Here is a 17029-nt window from a genome sequence, read left to right as displayed (position 1 = left end):
TTATGCCGGTTTGGAGAGCAGCCAATTTGGCTTGCGTTTCTCCAGGAATGATTGAACGCCCTCTCGGCCTTCAGGGCTCACCCGCACGTCGGCAATCCCCTGGACCGTCATCTGCGTGAGTTCGGGTGTGATGGCCTGCCCGGCCACGTCCTGCACGAGTTTTTTGCAGAGCTTCACGGCTTCGGGGCCGGCGCTGACCAACGCTTTCACAATCTCGGCCACCTTGGCGTCCAGCGCCTCGGCCGCCACGACCTCGTGCACAAAACCGATGCGCAAGGCCTCGGCCGCGTCAAAACGTTCGGCCGTCAGGAAATAGCGGTGCGCGGCGCGCGCGCCCATGGCCCGGATCACATACGGACTGATGGTGGCCGGGATCAGCCCCAGCTTGACCTCGCTGAGGCAATAGCCCGCTGTATCGGCAGACACGGCGATGTCGCAGGCCGCCACCAGGCCCGTGCCGCCCGCGTACACATCACCCTGTATACGGGCAATGACGGGCACGGGGCATTCATACACGGCCTGCAGCATGGTCGCGAGGCGGCCCGCGTCTTCCAGGTTCTGTTCATAGGTGTAGTCGGCCATGCTGCGCATCCAGTTCAGGTCCGCACCCGCACAGAACGCCGGGCCGTTCGCCGCCAGCACCACGCAGCGCACGTCATCGCGCAGGCTCAGCTCGACAAAGGCCCGGGTCATCTCGGCGATCACCTCCTGGTTGAAGGCGTTGCGCACCTCGGGGCGGTTCAGGGTGACGGTGGCGACGTGCGCCTCGACATGGATGGTCAGGTGGTTCATGGTTGTGTCCAGACAACGTCGTTATCGACGGCATAGAGTTTGCATTTTCCGGAGGCGTGGCGGTTGCAGCTGTCGAGCGCGCGCCTGACGGGGTCGTCGCCGCCCTCGGCCCAGCCCCAGCCGCCCGTGGGCCCGACGGCAAAGGCGCGCGGCACCTCCTTGGACAGGAAGACCTTGTAGCCTGCCTTGCCGGAAGCCGACAGGAAAGGCAGCGCGGGCTCTTCGGTGATGGCCGCGAAATCGGTTTTGGGCGGCGCCTCGGTTTTTTTGCCCGCGGGCGCAAAGCGCGCAAACGCCGGCGCGGGCTGGCTGGGCAGGCCTATGCTTTCGAGGAAACGCGTGACTTCAGGTTGCCAGATGCCCTGGCCCTTGGTGGAGCCGAACATGCTGTGTGAATCGCTGCTGAAGGTCCCGAAAGCGACCACACGCGCCTTCTCGCCGCCGCTGTTGTAGCGTGCCGCCATGTCCTGCCAGGTGGATGGCGAAAAATAACTGTCGTTGTCGCCGTAGAACCATAAGGAAGGCAGTTGGGTTTCGGCCGCATAGGTGCCCGCGGCTCGGGCCAGATTGGCTTGCCAGCCCGCGCAGCTTTCCTGCCGCAGGCCGCCCGCGAAGTTGACCAGCCCCCTCACGCCCGGGTAGTTGAGTGTGCCGAAAGCCAGCGTGGTCCAGCCGCCATGCGATTGGCCCATCACCAGGATTCGGGTTTTGTCGGCCTCAGGCTGCGCCAGCGCGTAGTCGAGCACCGCCTTGACGTCCTCGGCCTGCACACGGCCGTTGCTCTCCACATTGCAGCCACCGCCTATGTAGTTCCCGCTGGATTTGGAGAAGCCCTGGCGCATGGGCACCAGCACCATGTAACCGCGCTGCAAAAAGTAACGCGCGGCGATGGCCGGCCGGTAGCGCGACTGAAAGCGCGGGTCCCCCATCGCCTTGCCGTGGTTGATGACCACCACCGGGAAAGGCCCGGGGCCGTCGGGTTTGTAGAGCGTGGTTTCCAGTTCGGTGCTGCCGATGATGGCTTTTTTGGACACCATGAACACAGACTCATTCAGGGCCGCGCTGAGTTCCGGCTCCTGCGCGCGCGCGGGAGCCAGGCCGGCGCCCAGCAGCATCCCCAGCAGGGCCGGCGCCCACAAGGTTCGCGAAAAACGGTGTGTATCAGTCATATCGTTTCGCCACCTCTTCCAGCATCACTTCCGTCGCGCCGCCGCCTATGCCCAGCACACGCGCATCGCGCCACAGGCGTTCAATCGCTGTCTCGCGGATAAAACCCATGCCGCCGTGAAACTGCTGGCAGGTCAACAACACCTCATTGACCAGCTCGCCGGTCAGCGCCTTGAGCATGGACACCTCCTGCACGATGTCGCGACCCTGCGTCACCGACCAGGCGCAGTGGTACATAAACTGCCGCGCCGCACGCGTCTTGGCGTCCAGCATGGCGATGCGCTGGCGAATCGTCTGTTTGTCCCACAGCGTGGCGCCGAAGGCCTGGCGTTGGCGCACATAGTCCAGCGTCATCTTCAAGGCCTGGGTGCAGTGGCCGACCGCCATGGCCGCCAGCGCGATGCGTTCGGTCTGGAAGTTTTTCATGACCGAATAAAAGCCCTTGCCCTCTTCGCCCAACAGGTTGCCTGCCGGGATGCGCACGTTGTCAAACACCAGCTCGGCCGTGTCGGAAGACAGCCAGCCGGTCTTCTTGAGCGCGCGGCCCACGCTAAATCCCGGCGTGCCCTTTTCGACGATGAACATGGACACGTCGTGCCGCGCCGTGCCGGTCTTGGCCGCGATGAAATACAGGTTCGCGTGCACGCCGTTGGTGATGAACATCTTGGTGCCGTTGAGCACCCATTCGTCGCCATCACGTTTGGCCGTCATGCGCATGCCCGCCACGTCGGAGCCCGCGCCGGGCTCGGTGATGCCGACCGCGGTAATCGTCTTCCCGGCAATCACGTCCGGCATGTAGCGCGCCTTCTGCGCCGCATTGCCCGCGTGGAACAAATGCGGGCTGGCCATGTCGGTGTGCACCAGCACCGTGATGATGAAACCGCCAAAGGTCGACTGCGACAGTGCCTCGGCAAACACCAGGTTGGTCAGCGCATCGGCCTCGCCGCCGCCGTACTCAGCTTCATACATCAGGCCCAGCAGGCCGGCATCGCCCATCTTGCGCAGAACTTCGCGCGGCACGCAGCCCTCTTCTTCCCAGGCAGCGGCAAAGGGCTCGACCTCGCGCGCGATGAAGCGCGCGACCTGGTCGCGCAGCAGTTCGTGTTCGGGGGTGACGTAGATGTTGTCCATGCCGGCTTTCCGGATTACATGCGGAACACGCCGAACTTAGTCTCGGGAATCGGCTGATTCAAGGTGGCCGAGAGCCCCAGCGCCAGCACCCGCCGCGTATCCGCCGGGTCGATCACGCCGTCGTCCCAGAGCCGCGCGCTGGAGTAATAAGGATGGGACTGGTGGCCGAACTGGTCCAGCACCGGCTGCTTGAAGGCGGCCTCTTCCTCGACGCTCCACTGGCCGCCCTTGGCCTCAATCGCGTCGCGCTTCACCGTGGCCAGCACGCCGGCGGCCTGCTCGCCGCCCATCACGCAGATGCGCGCATTCGGCCACATCCACAAAAAGCGCGGCGAATAGGCCCGGCCGCACATGCCGTAATTGCCGGCGCCGTAGCTGCCGCCGATGATGATGGTGAACTTGGGCACCTGGGCCGTGGCCACGGCCATCACCATCTTGGCGCCGTGGCGCGCGATGCCTTCGGCCTCGTATTTTTTGCCGACCATAAAACCCGTGATGTTCTGCAAAAACACCAGCGGTATCTTGCGCTGGCAGCACAGCTCGATGAAGTGCGCGCCCTTCTGCGCCGACTCGCTGAACAGGATGCCGTTGTTGGCGATGATGCCCACCGGCATGCCCTCGACATGCGCAAAACCGCAGACCAGCGTGGTGCCGTAGCGCGCCTTGAACTCGGCAAACTCGCTGCCGTCGACGATGCGCGCGATGATCTCGCGCACGTCATAAGGCTTGCGGGTGTCGGTCGGGATCACACCATAGAGTTCTTCGGGGCTGTAGAGCGGCGGCGCGGGCGTGCGCAGCACCTGCTGGGGCTGCTTTTGCCGGTTCAGGTTGGCCACGGCGCGGCGCGCCAGGGCCAGCGCATGCGGGTCGTTCTGCGCCAGGTGGTCGGCCACGCCCGAGAGGCGTGTGTGCACGTCGCCGCCGCCCAGGTCTTCGGCCGAAACGATCTCGCCGATGGCCGCCTTCACCAGCGGCGGGCCGCCCAGAAAGATGGTGCCCTGGTTCTTGACGATGATGGTCTCGTCGCTCATGGCCGGCACGTAAGCGCCGCCGGCCGTGCAGCTGCCCATGACCACCGCGATCTGCGCGATGCCCGCGGCGCTCATATTCGCCTGGTTAAAAAAGATGCGGCCGAAATGGTCGCGGTCGGGGAAGACCTCGTCCTGGTTGGGCAGGTTGGCGCCGCCCGAATCGACCAGGTAGACACAAGGCAGGTTGTTCTGCTGCGCGATCTCCTGCGCGCGCAAATGCTTTTTGACGGTCATCGGGTAATAGGTGCCGCCCTTCACGGTGGCGTCATTGCACACCACCATGCAGTCCACGCCGCTGATGCGGCCTATGCCGGCGATCACACCCGCGCAGGGCGCGCTGTCGGTGCCGTCGCGGTCCGGGTACATCGCATGGGCGGCCAGCGGCGAGAGTTCGAGGAAAGGCGTGCCCGGGTCCAGCAGCATCTGCACCCTGTCGCGCGGCAGCAGCTTGCCGCGCGCCGTGTGCCGCGCACGCGCGGTGTCGCCGCCGCCGTGGGCGGCCTTGGCGACTTTGGCGCCGAGGTCGTCGACCAGCGCGCGCATGGCGGCGGCATTGGCCTGGAAGTCGGCGGAACGGGCGTTGAGCTGGGTCTCAAGAGCGGACATGGATTTTTTCCTGATGGGGGCGCCGGTAGACATGGCGGGGCGTACTGGCCCTACCTTAGCGCCAAACAGCCAGCTTAGCGAAAACCCGCCCCCGGCAGGCCGCCAACAAGGTTGCAAATCCTGCCAACGGCACCGAGAATCACCGCATGCCTTTCCGCAGCCCCGCCAACCCGCCCGTCGCCGCCACGCCCATGGCCTTTGCCAGAAGCATTGCAGCCGCCTACAAACGCCACGGCCAAAGCCCGGAGCAAGCCCTGAAACTGGCACAGATCACGCCAAACCAGCTCAAACAGCCGACCGGCCACATCACCGCCCGCCAGATGGAACTGCTGTCAGGCGCCGCCATGCAGGAACTGGGCGACGAAGGCCTGGGCGCCTTCAGCCGCAAACTCCCCTGGGGCAGCTACGGCATGCTGGCCCGCGCCTCCATCAGCTCACCGAATCTGGGCATCGCCCTCAAACGCTGGTGCCGCCACCATGCGCTGATTGCCGATGACATCACCCTGCGCCTCACCACCAGCGGCGACACGGCCGCGATCACGGTCGAAGAGAAGGTGCCCGGCCAGGTTGGCGAATTCGGTTTGGTCCACGTGCTGCGCAATATCCACGGCCTGGCCTGCTGGTATGTGGATTCGCGCATTCCGCTGCAAGGCGCACGCTTTCCGTTTGAGGCGCCAGCCCATGTCGACGCCTACGCCCTGATGTTCCCCGGCCCGGGCCTGCAGTTCAAGGCAGCGCAGGCCGAGATCAGGTTTGATGCGCGTTACCTGGCTTTGCCTTTGCGCCGTGATGAAAAGGCCTTGCAGCAGATGCTGCAGCGGGCCTTGCCCTTGACGGTGCTGCAGTACCGGCGCGACAGGCTGCTGGTAGAGCAGGTGCGACAGGCGCTGGCGAACCCGGCCGTCGCCTCCCATACCGCGGAAACCCTGGCGGCGACCTTGAACATGTCGCCGCGCTCTTTACACCGCCAGCTTCAGGAAGAAGGCGCTTCGCTGCAGCAGCTCAAGGACGAGGTGCGATTTGAGAAGGCCAAGGACTTGTTGCTGAGGACTACAAAGCCGATCAAGCAGGTGGCTGAGGCTTCGGGGTTCCGGAATGAGAAAAGTTTTACGAGGGCGTTTCGGGAATGGAGCAGCCAGTCACCCGCGGAGTTTCGGCAAGGAAACCAGCCACCACTGGCCTGATTTGCCCCTTTCGTGGCAGGACTTGTGACGCGCGGAACCCTAGACTGTGCGCATGATCACCCTTCACCACTGCGTCAGCGCCCGCTCCTTCCGCCCCTTGTGGATACTCGAAGAACTGGGCTTGCCCTACACGCTGCGCATGCTGCCTTTTCCGCCACGCGCGCTGGCCCGCGAATTCCTGGCGGACAACCCCCTGGGCACGGTGCCGCTGCTGGTGGACGGCGACACCCGCATGACCGAATCCGCGGCGATATGCCAATACCTCGCGGCACGGCACAGCCCCGGCCAGCTGGACGTCCCGCTGACGGACCCGGCCCATGGCGCTTACCTGAACTGGCTGCACATGGGCGAAGCCACTTTGACCTTTCCGCAAACCCTGGTGCTGCGCTATACCCACTTCGAACCCGAAGAGCGCAAACAGCCCCAGGTCGCGCAAGACTACAGCCGCTGGTTCCTCGCCCGGCTGAAAGCCATGGACGCCGCCCTACAGCAAGAACAGCAATTTCTCTGCGCCGGCCGCTTCACCGCAGCCGATGTGTCAGTCCACTACGCCCTCATGCTGGCCGCCCACCTGGGCCTGGCAACGCAATTCCCCGATGCCGTGCGCCATTACCACCAGCAGCTGGAGCAACGCCCGGCATTCCAGCGCGCCTTGTTGGCGCAGCACCAGGCTGCAGTGGACCAGGGCATCCCGACCACGCCGGCGCCGGATATGCGGCCGGGCAAGGGGTAGCAACTGGGGGGAAATTACCTGCGGGATTCATTCACAGCTTCTGTGGGCAAGCTTGTGTATCCCTGTGCGGACAACACCGGAAATCCTTACTCGGCGTGGCTTGCAGCAGGATGCCCGCAAAACAGGCGGCATGAATAAGCAGGCATTGCCAATGGCCAGTCAGGCCGTGTGAGTACCAAAGCGTGGTGAGCGCGACAGGCGCCGGCAAACCCGGTGGTCGCTTCACATACTGCGGAGACGCTGGCCACGGCGCTCAACATATCGCCACGCTCCCTGCATCGGCAGCTTCAGGAGGAAAGCGCTTCGCTGCAACAGCTCAAGGATGAGGTGCGCTTTGAGAAGGCCAAGGACTTGTTACTGAGGACCTCAAAGCCTATCAAGCAGGTGGACGAGGCTTCGGGGTTCGGGAATGAAAAGAGTTTTACGAGGGCGGTTCGGGAGTAGGCTGGTATATCGCCAGCGGGCTTCCGTCACGAACCACGAGCGTAGAGCCGCATCACCCTTAAAAAATACACAAATCCATCAGTTGCCCTGCGGAGGAACCACAGCTCCGAGGGGTTGCTCTCCACCATTTTCGGCATCTGCAACTGGCGGCTCGGGCGTGGGGGTTGCGCTAGCCAGTTGCTCCGCGAGCAATTCGCTAATCAATGCGAAGAGATCTCCAAGATCCAGACTCCCAGCTTTGAATGATTCATCCCCCTTGCGTAGCGCTTCAACATAGCGATCTCGCTCCCGTCGTAGCAATTCAGGAAGGATGGTGGCCCCTGGGAGCCACTGCTTTGCTTTTACGCACAAGACAAAGTAGCTAGCAGCTCTTGCAGTACGGCCATTTCCATTTATAAATGGATGAATGTAGTTAAGTCGCCAGAGAACAAGAGCAGACAAGGCTATTGGATCGGCAGTTTCCCAAGATCGATTGACGATATTGACAAAATCGTCCATCAATGCCTCCACTCGATAGTGATCCGGGGGAACGTGATTCCCAACGGAAACTGGGCAAGGCCGATACTCACCAGCATTAGTATGCAGGCAGGTAATCGCGTGGAAATTTAGTGCCTTGATGATGTGAGAGGAAAGAAAGGGGCGTTGAACCGCCAAACTCGCTCCCACCACTGACCGCAAAAAGTCATATTGCCTAGTACCGTTCTCAATTTCGAGGTCTTGATAGACCTGATTGTGCTCAGTACCAACAATCTCAAACAGGATCACTTGGTGGCCTCAGTGCCTCCAACCTGCTCCAAAATAACTTGTCGTACCCTGTCTTTAGTGACATCGTTGTGATTACTCATCGAGCCAAACACGAACGAAACACGCTGCTCCAAAAGCTCTTTCGAGGAAAGTTTTTTCACGGAAGCTCGCTGCAGGGCATCCAAGAGAACTGCGCTAGTTTTTAAACTCATAACGCCGTCGATGATCATGATGCTTCCCCAGTACTGGCCGAAGTACGGCCGATTTCAATAACTTATTGCGCCGCAGCAAAGTCGATTAATTGAGAAAAATTAAAACCCAATTAGAACCACGACTTACCGCGCATACTTAACGTAGAGAATTGAAAAACCCATTGAAATCAAGGTGCTTTCCCACTAAATTAAAGTACTTTGGCAGAAGTCGATATTGGCACACGTGAGTGATTTGTCAATAGGAAGATCGCGCTTTACCCTCTCCGTAGTAGTGAAAAAATTGGAAAAAATGATATTTATCACTTCCAAGAAAATCACTCAAATAACGGCTTTTTTGGACAAAAATCCAGAAAATACAGTCTTTAGTTCATATTTTCTGAAAATTCTCTCAGAATGATTTGCCAAAATGTGAATAAGTCATCGTCAGGCTGACCACAGTCTGGTCGCCGTTGTGCAACTTCTTCGGCCCGAACAAGCCGACACGGAGGTCGTGAATTTCGGCTCTTGGCGTATCGAGAACGCCCAGGCTTCTTTGCGTCAAGGAGGACATGACCAAGCCCTCACCCGTCCAAGCATGAACGGCAACACCACGCGCTCCACTGCACACAACAGCCTCAGATATCGGTAAACCGACTGCCGAAATATCCTGCGTTCGCAGGATTTATTCTTGCGAAACGCCAACGTTCATTTCACGCAGGACCTGCACAGCCAAAGCCCCATACCCAACTCCAATCCCGGAGTTGCTGAGGCTCAGGTTCTGCTCTGACGTTACGTCCCGCCATTCCTCGACGAGCTCCACCGAGACGTGGTTCTTGTCAGTGTCAATCTCAAACGAGATGAACTTCTCTTCCGGAGTAAGGAGTGTGCCAAACAGCCTGGGCATTCCCGGGAAATCAATGTCGAGCCTTAGAAAGATGGCCCTGCCGCAATCGACTCCTTGCGAAGCCGCGTAGTCCAGAAGGGCCTTCGGTGGTGAATGCTGCCGCCAGTACATTGCCGAGCGGCGTATCGCTTCTTTGGAACTCAGGTTCTGCTGTTGTACGTTTTGTTGTCGCATCTGAGGTCGGCAGGCCTTCTACCTAGCCGGCAACAGTGTCGGCGATCTTCGTGCCCACCCCAATCCGCTCCAAAGCCCCCGCCAAACTCGCCACAGTCCGGTCCACGTTATGCCACTTCTCCAGCCCAAACAGCCCCACGCGGAAGGTCTTGAAGTCCGGCCCTTCATCGCACTGCAGCGGCACACCGGCGGCGGTCTGCAGCCCCTCGTTTAAAAACTTCTTGCCTGATTGGATGTCTGGATCGGTGGTGTAGCTGACGACCACACCGGGGGCCTTGAAGCCTTCGGCGGCCACGCTGGGCAGGCCGCGGCTTTCGAACAGGGCTCGCACCTTGCTGCCGAGCTCTTGTTGTTCGGCCTTCACTTTCGCAAAACCGTAGGCTTGCGTCTCCTTCATGGTGGCGCGCAGGCGTGTGAGGGCGTCTGTCGGTAGCGTCGCGTGGTAGGCGTGGCCGCCGTTTTCGTAGGTTTCCATGATCTGCAGCCACTTCTTGAGGTCGCAGGCGAAGCTGGAGCTCATGGTGGTTTCAATCGCGGTGCGGGCGCGTTCGCTGAGCATGACCATGGCGCAACACGGTGAACTGCTCCAGCCTTTTTGCGGGGCCGAGATCAGCACGTCGACGCCGGTGGCTTTCATGTCGACCCACATGGCGCCGGAGGCGATGCAGTCGAGCACAAACAGGCCGCCGACCGCATGCACGGCGGCGGCGACGGATTGCAGGTAGCTGTCGGGCAGCATCATGCCGGAGGCGGTTTCGACGTGAGGGGCAAAGACCAGGGCGGGTTTTTCTTTGGCGATGGCGGCGATGACGTCTGCCACGGGGGCCGGCACCCAGGGCGCCTGGGCGCCTGCCGCTGTCTTGCGGGCCTTGAGCACGGTGTGCGAGGCGGGGATGTTGCCCATCTCGAAAATCTGCGTCCAGCGGTAGCTGAACCAGCCGTTGCGCACCACCATGACATGTTTGCCGGCGGCGAACTGGCGGGCCACGGCTTCCATGCCGTAGGTGCCGCTGCCGGGCACCAGCGCGACGGAATGCGCGTGGTAGACCTCTTTGAGGATGGCGGAGATGTCGCTCATCACACCCTGGAAGCTGCGTGACATGTGGTTGAGCGCGCGGTCGGTGTAGACGACCGAAAATTCGAGCAGGCCGTCGGGGTCAACGTTTGGAAGAAGTCCAGGCATTTTTGTCTCGCATTCATTATTGAAAGTCGGGTTGGCAGCTTAGCACCGCAACCCGATTCGGGACAGCCCCGGCCCGGGAGACCGTTTCAGCGCTGGGGTGCTTGGGTTTTGAGTTCCGCCGCCAGCGCCCGGGCCGCATTGGCATACACCAGCACATCCACGCCCACGGCCACAAACGTGCAGCCCATCGCCAGGTAGCGGCGCGCCAGGGCCGCATCGCCGGTCAGGATGCCGGCGGCCTTACCGCTGGCTTTGATGGTTTGGATGGCGCCCTCAATCGCGGCCTGGACATCGGGGTGCTGCGGCTGGCCGCGGTGGCCCATGGAGGCGGCCAGGTCGGCCGGGCCTATGAAGACACCGTCTACGCCGTCAACCGCGCAGATGGCCGCGAGGTTGGCCATGGCGGTGGCGCTTTCGGCTTGCACCAGTAAACAGACTTCGCTGTCGGCCACGGCCAGGTAGTCGCTGCGCGCGTTCCAGCGCGAAGCCCTGGCAATCGCGCTGCCGACGCCGCGCACGCCCTGGGGCGGGTAGCGGGTGGCGGCGACCACGTGGACGGCCTGGGCGGCGGTGTCGACCATGGGCACGAGGATGGTTTGCGCGCCTATGTCGAGCACCTGCTTGATCAGGGCTTCGCTGCCTTCGACGACACGCACGATGGCGTGTGAGGGGTAAGGCGCAATCGCCTGCAGCGCGGCCAGGGTGCTTTGCAGGTCGTTGGGCGAATGTTCGCCGTCTACGAGCAGCCAGTCAAAGCCGGCGGTGGCGCTGACCTCGGCCATATAAGGCGAGGCCATGGACAGCCAGAGGCCGATTTGCGGTTTGCCGGCCTGGAGGGCGGTTTTGAAGGGATTGCCTGCGGGGGTCATGGGGTTTCCTTGTCGCTTTCCTTGTCGCGTTGGGCGGCGTGCACCGCTGCCTCATGCACTTTAACCCCGGCCCGCCCGCAGGCGCCCGTCGCAGCGTTCAGGCCGGCTTGCCGGCGTACTGCTCAAAAAATCCTATGGGGTGGATATCGATGTTCCAGCCCACGTCTTCGCCCAGCGTGGCGGCCGGGTGCAGCGAGGCGATGCGTACGGCTTCTTCCCGGCTGGCGGCCTCGATGATGAAAAATCCACCGACCAGTTCTTTTGCCTCGGCAAAAGGGCCGTCGGCCACCGTGGTCTTGCCGCCGCGCGGCTGCAGGCGTATGGCGGGCCCGTCCAGCGAAGCGCTCAGGCGCAGCTGCCCGGTGGCTTTGAGCTCGGCATCCTTGGCGGGGCACTGGCTGACCAGCGCCTTGCGGTCGGCAGGCGACAGGGCAGCCATGTCGGCGGGTTTGTAGTTGGCGAGGCAGAGGTATTTCATGGGGTTTCCTTTCGGTGATGGAGGGTTTTGTCTGCTGACACCTCTACGACGAACGGGGCGCGCCGAAATCGACATGCCGGCTCAAAATAATCCTGAAATAGATTCTCAGCCCATCAACTTAACAAAGCCGCCAGGTCGGCCATGTCGGTAAAGACATGGGTGGCGCCGCTGGCCTTGAGCGCCGCGGGCGCGTCATGGCCCATTTCGGACGGGCTGTAGCCAAAGACGGTGCAACCGGCCGCCACGCCGGCGGTGGCGCCGGTGACGGTGTCTTCAACGACGGCGCAGCGTTTGGGGTCCACGCCCAGGGCCGCGGCGGCGGCGAGGTAAACGTCTGGGAAGGGCTTGGAGCGCGGCAGCTCGTGCCCGCTGAAAATGCGGCCCTTGAAGAAGGGCATGAGGCCGCATTTCTCGAGCTGCAGCTCGACCTTGAAGCGGTCGGCACCGGAGGCGCAGGCGATGCGGCCCTGGTAGAGCGCGTGGACCTTGGCGATGGCGTCGACGGCGCCGGTGATGGCCTTGAGGTCGCGCATCAGGCCGGTGTTGCGGCGTTCGCGGAACTGGACCATCCAGTCTTCGGTGACGGGGCCGCCGGTGTTGGCGGCGATCAGGGCGGCTTCGTCCTTGACGGCCTTGCCGACAAAAATGCGCATGCATTCGGCGGGGCTGAGCTTCCAGCCGCGCTCTTCAAGCATGTCGCGCAGCACGCCGTTGGTAATGGGTTCGCTGTCGACCAGCACGCCGTCACAGTCGAATAACACCGCGTCAAATTTCATGGTTCCGCTTTCATGTCCAGTTCAGGTTTTGCCGGGGCGATGAGCGTGAACATCACCCATTCAGGCCGCATATTAAAACGCACCGGCAGGATGCTGACGCCCAGCCCGCTGGTGATGTACATGCGATTGTCGCCGTGCGCCACCCAGCCGTGGGCCCATTCGCGCGGGCCGGCACCGGGCACCACGGGCGGGCCGTAGAAGGGAATGCTGACCTGGCCGCCGTGGGTGTGGGCGGCCACGACCAGGCCGCGCACCGGCGGCAAGTCAAACAGGCTGGCCGGCTCGTGCATGAAGACCAGCGCCTGCGCGCCTTTGGGTACCCCGGCCATGGCGCGCACGGGGTCGGAATGGCCGGTGTCGTCGTCGCCCACGCCGGCCACCCACAGGGCGGTGCCGGGCAGGGGCACGGCGTCGTTCTCAAGCACCTGGATGCCCGCGCGCTGGAAGGCGGCCGTGAATTTCGCGCCGTCGTGCCACCAGTCGTGGTTGCCCATGACGGCATAGACGCCGAGCCTGGCCTTGAGCCCGCCAAGCACCTGGGCGATTTCGTCTTCGGGCGTGGCGGCGATCTCGGGTTTGTAGTCGCGGTCAGCAATGAAGTCGCCGGGCAAGAGCACGACGTCGGGCTGCGCGGCATTGATCTCCGCCACGATGGCGCGGGCCCGCTCCAGCGTCATGACGCGCCACAGCGGGCGTTTGCTGAAGTGCCAGTCGGACGCGACGGCCACCTTGAGGCCGGGCGGGCCTTGCCAGTGGGGGACGGTTTCGCTGATCTCGCGGTGGGCGACCCAGCGTGGCTCGATGATGACAGCCCAGGTGCCCAGCAGGAGCAAGGCAAGCGCCAACATTCCGGCGGCGCGGCGCCCCCAAGGCTTCGCAGGCCCTGTCACAGGCGGATATCCGGCGAGTCGCCGTTCACCGCATCCATCACGCCGGTGCGGTGCGGCGCCAGGCCGTAGCTGCGCAGGTTCTTGCGCAGCTCCGTGGGGTCGACCTCGTTCCAGGCGAGGCCGCAGTCCATGCAGGCATGCGCATGTTCGTTTTGCAGAAGAACGGGCTTGCTGAGCAGCGAGCGCAGCAGGCCGCGCAGGGGATAAAACCGCTCGGCTTCGAAATTCCCGCGAACCACCTTGCGGCTGCTGCAGCGCAGGCAGTACATGCCGCGCACGGTCTGGTTGAACATCTGCCCTCCCCTTATTGGCTTGTTGGCCTACTGGATATCACCGTCCACATAGTACCAACGGCCGTCTTCATGAATGAAGCGGCTGCGCTCATGCAGGCGCACGGCCGGGCCGCCTGCGGGCTTCTGGCGCGCGACAAATTCGACTTCGGCATGGGTGGCGTCAAGCCGGCGATGGCTGCGCACTTCGAGGCCCAGCCATTTGACGCCGGGGTCAAACTCTATCGAGGCCGGCCTGTGGCTGGCGTGCCAGGTGGCGAGCAGGTAGTCGGCGCGTTCGGCCACAAAGGCGGTGTAGCGGGAGCGCATCAGCGACTCGGCATCGGGCGCGGGCGCAGTGTCGAAGTGGTCCAGGTAACGGCCGCAGCAGCCGGCAAACGGCAAGGGCTTTTGGGCCACGCCTGTGCGGCCGCAGGGGCATGGCCGGGATGGCAGCGGCTGGGGCATCAGCCGCAGCCGCTGGCGCGGGCCTTTCGCTCTTCCAACGTTTCGGTGGGCGCGCCCTGCTTGACCCATTCGGCATAACCGCCGTCGATGTGGGCGACGTTGGCCATGCCCATGTCCTGCAGGGTCTTGGTGGCCAGGGCGCTGCGCCAGCCGGCGCCGCAGAACAGGATGAACTCCTTGCCCTCGTCGGCAAACAGCGGCTTGTGATAGGGCGAGGCCGGGTCCACCCAGAACTCGAGCATGCCGCGCGGTGCGTGGTAGCTGCCGGGCAAGGTGCCGGCCGTGAGTTCACGCACGTCGCGGATGTCGACGATCTGTATCTTGGGATCGTTGAGCCTGGCTTTGACTTCGTCGACGCTGTAAGTCTTGACCTGGGCCATGGCCTCGTCGACCAGGGCACGGAATCCTTTGGTGATGGGCATCAGGGTCTCCTTGGTTTCAGTTCAAGCCAGCGCGCGCTGGATGATGATCTTCTGGACGTCCGAGGTCCCCTCATAAATCTGGCAGACCCTCACGTCGCGGTAAATACGTTCAACCGGAAAGTCGCTGACATAACCATAACCCCCCAGGGTCTGGATGGCGACGCTGCAGACCTGTTCGGCCATTTCGCTGGCGAAGAGCTTGGCCATGGCGGCTTCTTTCAGGCAAGGCAGGCCGGCGTCGCGCAGGCTGGCGGCGTGCCAGATCAGCTGGCGTGCGGCTTCTATCTTCGTTGCGCACTCGGCCAGGCGAAAGCCGACGGCCTGGTGGTTGAAGATGGCGGTGCCGAAGCTCTGGCGCTCCTTGGCGTAGGCCAGGGCCGATTCAAACGCGCTGCGCGCCATGCCCACGCTTTGCGCGGCGATGCCTATGCGCCCACCTTCGAGCGCACCCAGGGCGATCTTGTAGCCCTCGCCTTCGCTGCCGATCAGGTTCTCGGCCGGGATGCGGCAGTTGTCAAAATTGATCTGCGCGGTGTCGCTGGAATGCTGGCCCAGCTTGTCTTCGAGCCGCGCCACCACATAACCGGGCGCGCTGGTGGGCACGATGAAGGCGCTCATGCCTTTTTTGCCGGCGCCCTTGTCGGTCACGGCGATGACGATCGCCGCATGTCCATTTTTTCCGCTGGTGATGAACTGCTTGACGCCGTTGAGCACGTATTCGTCGCCCTCCTTCACCGCCGTGGTGCGCAGCGACGAGGCATCGCTGCCCACGTGCGGCTCGGTCAGGCAGAAGACGCCCAGCATCTCGCCCTGCGCGAGCTTTGTCAGCCACTGCTTTTTCTGCTGCGCATTGCCGTAGCGCATGAGGATGGCGTTGACGGGGCAGTTGGTGACGCTGATGGCGGTGCTGGTGCCGCCGTCGCCGGCGGCGATTTCCTCGAGCACCAGTGCGAGCGTGAGGTAGTCCAGGTTGGCGCCGCCGAATTCCTCGGGTACGCAGATGCCGTAAGCGCCCAGCGCGGCCAGGCCTTTGTGCGCCTCGACGGGGAAGTGGTGCTCCTTGTCCCAGCGCGCGGCATGGGGCCAGAGCTCTTCTTGGGCGAACGCGCGGACGGCGTCGCGGATCATTTCCTGGTCTTGATTGAGCAGCATTTTTTGCCTTTAAGGGCCCTTGACGGGCCTGAACCGGTTACCGTCGAGCCGGAAGCGGCGTGAGGTCACCGACAGTTTTTCTTTTGGGGACCCGCCAAGCTGGGTGGTGACCTCGATCATCTCAACGATGTTCGATGCGGAATTGCCCAGCAACTGGAACTGCACATGCGTCTGTTCGCAGGGCTTGGCTGACGGGGAAAACTCCCCGCAAGTGCCCAGGTTGTTGCCGAAGTCGGCTTTATGCAAAACCTGTGTTTCCCAGCCCTTGAAGCGGACCAGCGCATGGATGAAGTCCTCGGTGCCCTGGCCTGAGCCATAGTTCTCCAGCAAGGAGAACTCGCCATAGTGACCGGCGACATAACGCAAACCCAGTGACTGGCTGTAGTCAAGTTCCCTGGCTTGTTTCAAGGCCGGACGGTACAAAAAAGCACCCGCAGAAAAATTACGTCCGCGATCCGGGAACCACACCGAAACAAGGAAGGCCGTCTCGGTTTTCCCGACCATGACCTCATGCATGCCCCGAATGGCCAGGGCTTCCGCCTTGTTGGTGCGGTCCTTCAGGCCTGCACGCATCGCGGTCACGAGTTCGCTTTCATTGGGCCAGGCGGGAACAGGGTCAGGCGCGGCGAAAGCCGAAGTAACCGAAGTCGCCGCACCGACCGCGATCAGCCCGATCACAAGCGCACGGCGCGCACCGGCGACGAGGCGATTGTCACGATCCATGGACATCATGCTGCGCCTTACCAGGACCCAAACGGCGCGCCGTCGTAGTCAAGAAAAGCGCCCTTGTGCTCAGACGTGAGCCCAGCCAGTGCGGCGCGCATGGCCGTGACGCTTTGGGCCGTGGTGAGCGGCGCGCCGCTGCCGCCCATGTCGGTCTGCACCCAGCCGGGCGACAGGGCGACCATGATGGCCTTGGGGTAGTCGTGCTGGGCGGAGGCCACGGCCATGTTGAGCGCGGCTTTGCTGGCACGGTAGACCCAGCCGCGGCTGCTGTCCACGCCTTCTATCTTTGCCATGCCGCTGCTGATGAAAGCGAAACGGCCCTTGCCGTGACGCGCCGCTTCGACCAGGGGCGCGACCTGCGGGATGGCCTGCATGGCGCCCAGCACGTTGGTGTGCATGGCGTTGTCAAAGGCCTCGCGGGTGGGCGGCGACAGCGCGTCGCCGTGCGGGAAGACGCCGGCCACATAGAGGGCGATGTCGATCTCCTCGCCGTCCAGCAGCCAGGCCAGGCCGCTGATGCTGGCGGGCTGGGCCACGTCAAGCCGCAAGGCCTTGGCGCCCAGGCCCTTGAGGCGCTGCAGGCCCTCGTCGTCGCGCGCGGTGGCAATGACCTGCGCGCCCTCGGCCAGGTACTGGCGGGTGAACTCAAGCCCTATGCCGCGCGATGCGCCTATGACGAGGACTTTCATCGCAGA

Annotated in this window: 21 protein-coding genes; 3 read left to right on the top strand and 18 right to left on the bottom strand. The window is 63.0% G+C overall.

Annotated elements, in window-relative coordinates:
- The 4 genes from ACSQ27_RS13745 to ACSQ27_RS13730 are packed head-to-tail and all read right to left on the bottom strand — an operon-like array spanning window position 1 to window position 4727.
- Window positions 1–792 carry an enoyl-CoA hydratase/isomerase family protein gene (locus tag ACSQ27_RS13745; RefSeq protein WP_436156043.1) on the bottom strand — a complete coding sequence of 264 codons (792 nt, stop codon included), beginning with the start codon at window positions 790–792 and terminating at the stop codon, window positions 1–3.
- Window positions 789–1961: a dienelactone hydrolase family protein gene (locus ACSQ27_RS13740; RefSeq protein ID WP_436156042.1), complete on the bottom strand. Its 1173-nt coding sequence runs from the start codon at window positions 1959–1961 to the stop codon at window positions 789–791. The genes ACSQ27_RS13745 and ACSQ27_RS13740 overlap by 4 nt, the downstream gene beginning before the upstream one ends.
- A complete protein-coding gene (locus ACSQ27_RS13735; protein WP_436156041.1) occupies window positions 1954–3090 on the bottom strand; it encodes an acyl-CoA dehydrogenase family protein in 1137 nt (378 codons plus the stop codon). Before ACSQ27_RS13735 ends, ACSQ27_RS13740 begins: the two co-directional genes overlap by 8 nt.
- Window positions 3091–3104: 14 nt before the next feature.
- Window positions 3105–4727 (bottom strand): carboxyl transferase domain-containing protein, encoded by a 1623-nt coding sequence (locus ACSQ27_RS13730; protein WP_436156040.1) that lies wholly within the window; start codon window positions 4725–4727, stop codon window positions 3105–3107.
- 146 nt (window positions 4728–4873) lie between these two features.
- Here ACSQ27_RS13730 and ACSQ27_RS13725 point away from each other — a divergent pair, with 146 nt between their 5' ends.
- The 3 genes from ACSQ27_RS13725 (at window position 4874) to ACSQ27_RS13715 (ending at window position 7088) form a co-directional block, all read left to right on the top strand.
- Window positions 4874–5911: an AraC family transcriptional regulator gene (locus tag ACSQ27_RS13725; RefSeq protein ID WP_436156039.1), complete on the top strand. Its 1038-nt coding sequence runs from the start codon at window positions 4874–4876 to the stop codon at window positions 5909–5911.
- 52 nt (window positions 5912–5963) lie between these two features.
- A complete protein-coding gene (locus ACSQ27_RS13720; protein WP_436156038.1) occupies window positions 5964–6644 on the top strand; it encodes a glutathione S-transferase family protein in 681 nt (226 codons plus the stop codon).
- A 213-nt stretch (window positions 6645–6857) separates the two neighbouring features.
- Window positions 6858–7088 carry a helix-turn-helix domain-containing protein gene (locus ACSQ27_RS13715; protein WP_436156037.1) on the top strand — a complete coding sequence of 77 codons (231 nt, stop codon included), beginning with the start codon at window positions 6858–6860 and terminating at the stop codon, window positions 7086–7088.
- Window positions 7089–7166: 78 nt separating this feature from the next.
- Here ACSQ27_RS13715 and ACSQ27_RS13710 read toward each other — a convergent pair whose 3' ends face one another.
- The 14 genes from ACSQ27_RS13710 to ACSQ27_RS13645 all read right to left on the bottom strand — a co-directional run bounded on the left by ACSQ27_RS13710 (window position 7167) and on the right by ACSQ27_RS13645 (window position 17023).
- On the bottom strand, window positions 7167–7853 hold the full coding sequence (locus ACSQ27_RS13710; RefSeq protein WP_436156036.1) for a Fic family protein: 687 nt from the start codon (window positions 7851–7853) through the stop codon (window positions 7167–7169).
- A complete protein-coding gene (locus ACSQ27_RS13705) occupies window positions 7850–8062 on the bottom strand; it encodes a hypothetical protein (RefSeq protein ID WP_436156035.1) in 213 nt (70 codons plus the stop codon). The genes ACSQ27_RS13710 and ACSQ27_RS13705 overlap by 4 nt, the downstream gene beginning before the upstream one ends.
- Before the next feature lie 643 nt (window positions 8063–8705).
- A complete protein-coding gene (locus ACSQ27_RS13700; RefSeq protein ID WP_436156034.1) occupies window positions 8706–9101 on the bottom strand; it encodes a hypothetical protein in 396 nt (131 codons plus the stop codon).
- 22 nt (window positions 9102–9123) lie between these two features.
- Window positions 9124–10284 carry an aminotransferase class V-fold PLP-dependent enzyme gene (locus tag ACSQ27_RS13695; protein ID WP_436156033.1) on the bottom strand — a complete coding sequence of 387 codons (1161 nt, stop codon included), beginning with the start codon at window positions 10282–10284 and terminating at the stop codon, window positions 9124–9126.
- Window positions 10285–10370: 86 nt separating this feature from the next.
- On the bottom strand, window positions 10371–11153 hold the full coding sequence (gene hpaI, locus ACSQ27_RS13690; protein ID WP_436156032.1) for a 4-hydroxy-2-oxoheptanedioate aldolase: 783 nt from the start codon (window positions 11151–11153) through the stop codon (window positions 10371–10373).
- A 97-nt stretch (window positions 11154–11250) separates the two neighbouring features.
- On the bottom strand, window positions 11251–11631 hold the full coding sequence (locus ACSQ27_RS13685) for a YciI family protein (protein WP_436156031.1): 381 nt from the start codon (window positions 11629–11631) through the stop codon (window positions 11251–11253).
- 113 nt (window positions 11632–11744) lie between these two features.
- Window positions 11745–12407, bottom strand: coding sequence for an HAD family hydrolase (locus ACSQ27_RS13680; protein ID WP_436156030.1), 663 nt, complete (start codon window positions 12405–12407; stop codon window positions 11745–11747).
- The gene (locus ACSQ27_RS13675; RefSeq protein ID WP_436156029.1) at window positions 12404–13240 is read right to left on the bottom strand and encodes a metallophosphoesterase; all 837 of its coding nucleotides are present in this window, start codon (window positions 13238–13240) and stop codon (window positions 12404–12406) included. Before ACSQ27_RS13675 ends, ACSQ27_RS13680 begins: the two co-directional genes overlap by 4 nt.
- 53 nt (window positions 13241–13293) lie before the next feature.
- The gene (locus ACSQ27_RS13670; RefSeq protein WP_436156028.1) at window positions 13294–13590 is read right to left on the bottom strand and encodes a hypothetical protein; all 297 of its coding nucleotides are present in this window, start codon (window positions 13588–13590) and stop codon (window positions 13294–13296) included.
- 27 nt (window positions 13591–13617) lie between these two features.
- Window positions 13618–14034: a YchJ family protein gene (locus ACSQ27_RS13665; protein WP_436156027.1), complete on the bottom strand. Its 417-nt coding sequence runs from the start codon at window positions 14032–14034 to the stop codon at window positions 13618–13620.
- Window positions 14034–14456 (bottom strand): rhodanese-like domain-containing protein, encoded by a 423-nt coding sequence (locus tag ACSQ27_RS13660; RefSeq protein WP_436156026.1) that lies wholly within the window; start codon window positions 14454–14456, stop codon window positions 14034–14036. The genes ACSQ27_RS13665 and ACSQ27_RS13660 overlap by 1 nt, the downstream gene beginning before the upstream one ends.
- A 21-nt stretch (window positions 14457–14477) precedes the next feature.
- On the bottom strand, window positions 14478–15608 hold the full coding sequence (locus ACSQ27_RS13655; protein ID WP_436156025.1) for an acyl-CoA dehydrogenase family protein: 1131 nt from the start codon (window positions 15606–15608) through the stop codon (window positions 14478–14480).
- Window positions 15609–15617: 9 nt separating this feature from the next.
- Window positions 15618–16340 (bottom strand): hypothetical protein, encoded by a 723-nt coding sequence (locus tag ACSQ27_RS13650; RefSeq protein ID WP_436156024.1) that lies wholly within the window; start codon window positions 16338–16340, stop codon window positions 15618–15620.
- A gap of 8 nt (window positions 16341–16348) precedes the next feature.
- A complete protein-coding gene (locus tag ACSQ27_RS13645) occupies window positions 16349–17023 on the bottom strand; it encodes an SDR family oxidoreductase (RefSeq protein ID WP_436156023.1) in 675 nt (224 codons plus the stop codon).
- Window positions 17024–17029 lie beyond the last annotated feature (6 nt).

Source organism: Polaromonas sp. LjRoot131, assembly GCF_964252805.1.
Lineage (GTDB): Bacteria > Pseudomonadota > Gammaproteobacteria > Burkholderiales > Burkholderiaceae_C > Polaromonas.
This window is presented reverse-complemented; position numbering and strand designations above follow the sequence as displayed.

Coding starts and splice junctions, on each gene's coding strand:
- ACSQ27_RS13650 (WP_436156024.1), bottom strand. CDS start 16,340: ATGATGTCCATGGATCGTGACAATCGCCTCGTCGCCGGTGCGCGCCGT.
- ACSQ27_RS13705 (WP_436156035.1), bottom strand. CDS start 8,062: ATGATCATCGACGGCGTTATGAGTTTAAAAACTAGCGCAGTTCTCTTG.
- hpaI (WP_436156032.1), bottom strand. CDS start 11,153: ATGACCCCCGCAGGCAATCCCTTCAAAACCGCCCTCCAGGCCGGCAAA.
- ACSQ27_RS13645 (WP_436156023.1), bottom strand. CDS start 17,023: ATGAAAGTCCTCGTCATAGGCGCATCGCGCGGCATAGGGCTTGAGTTC.
- ACSQ27_RS13670 (WP_436156028.1), bottom strand. CDS start 13,590: ATGTTCAACCAGACCGTGCGCGGCATGTACTGCCTGCGCTGCAGCAGC.
- ACSQ27_RS13685 (WP_436156031.1), bottom strand. CDS start 11,631: ATGAAATACCTCTGCCTCGCCAACTACAAACCCGCCGACATGGCTGCC.
- ACSQ27_RS13680 (WP_436156030.1), bottom strand. CDS start 12,407: ATGAAATTTGACGCGGTGTTATTCGACTGTGACGGCGTGCTGGTCGAC.
- ACSQ27_RS13665 (WP_436156027.1), bottom strand. CDS start 14,034: ATGCCCCAGCCGCTGCCATCCCGGCCATGCCCCTGCGGCCGCACAGGC.
- ACSQ27_RS13740 (WP_436156042.1), bottom strand. CDS start 1,961: ATGACTGATACACACCGTTTTTCGCGAACCTTGTGGGCGCCGGCCCTG.
- ACSQ27_RS13720 (WP_436156038.1), top strand. CDS start 5,964: ATGATCACCCTTCACCACTGCGTCAGCGCCCGCTCCTTCCGCCCCTTG.
- ACSQ27_RS13735 (WP_436156041.1), bottom strand. CDS start 3,090: ATGGACAACATCTACGTCACCCCCGAACACGAACTGCTGCGCGACCAG.
- ACSQ27_RS13730 (WP_436156040.1), bottom strand. CDS start 4,727: ATGTCCGCTCTTGAGACCCAGCTCAACGCCCGTTCCGCCGACTTCCAG.
- ACSQ27_RS13700 (WP_436156034.1), bottom strand. CDS start 9,101: ATGCGACAACAAAACGTACAACAGCAGAACCTGAGTTCCAAAGAAGCG.
- ACSQ27_RS13660 (WP_436156026.1), bottom strand. CDS start 14,456: ATGCCCATCACCAAAGGATTCCGTGCCCTGGTCGACGAGGCCATGGCC.
- ACSQ27_RS13725 (WP_436156039.1), top strand. CDS start 4,874: ATGCCTTTCCGCAGCCCCGCCAACCCGCCCGTCGCCGCCACGCCCATG.
- ACSQ27_RS13745 (WP_436156043.1), bottom strand. CDS start 792: ATGAACCACCTGACCATCCATGTCGAGGCGCACGTCGCCACCGTCACC.
- ACSQ27_RS13695 (WP_436156033.1), bottom strand. CDS start 10,284: ATGCCTGGACTTCTTCCAAACGTTGACCCCGACGGCCTGCTCGAATTT.
- ACSQ27_RS13655 (WP_436156025.1), bottom strand. CDS start 15,608: ATGCTGCTCAATCAAGACCAGGAAATGATCCGCGACGCCGTCCGCGCG.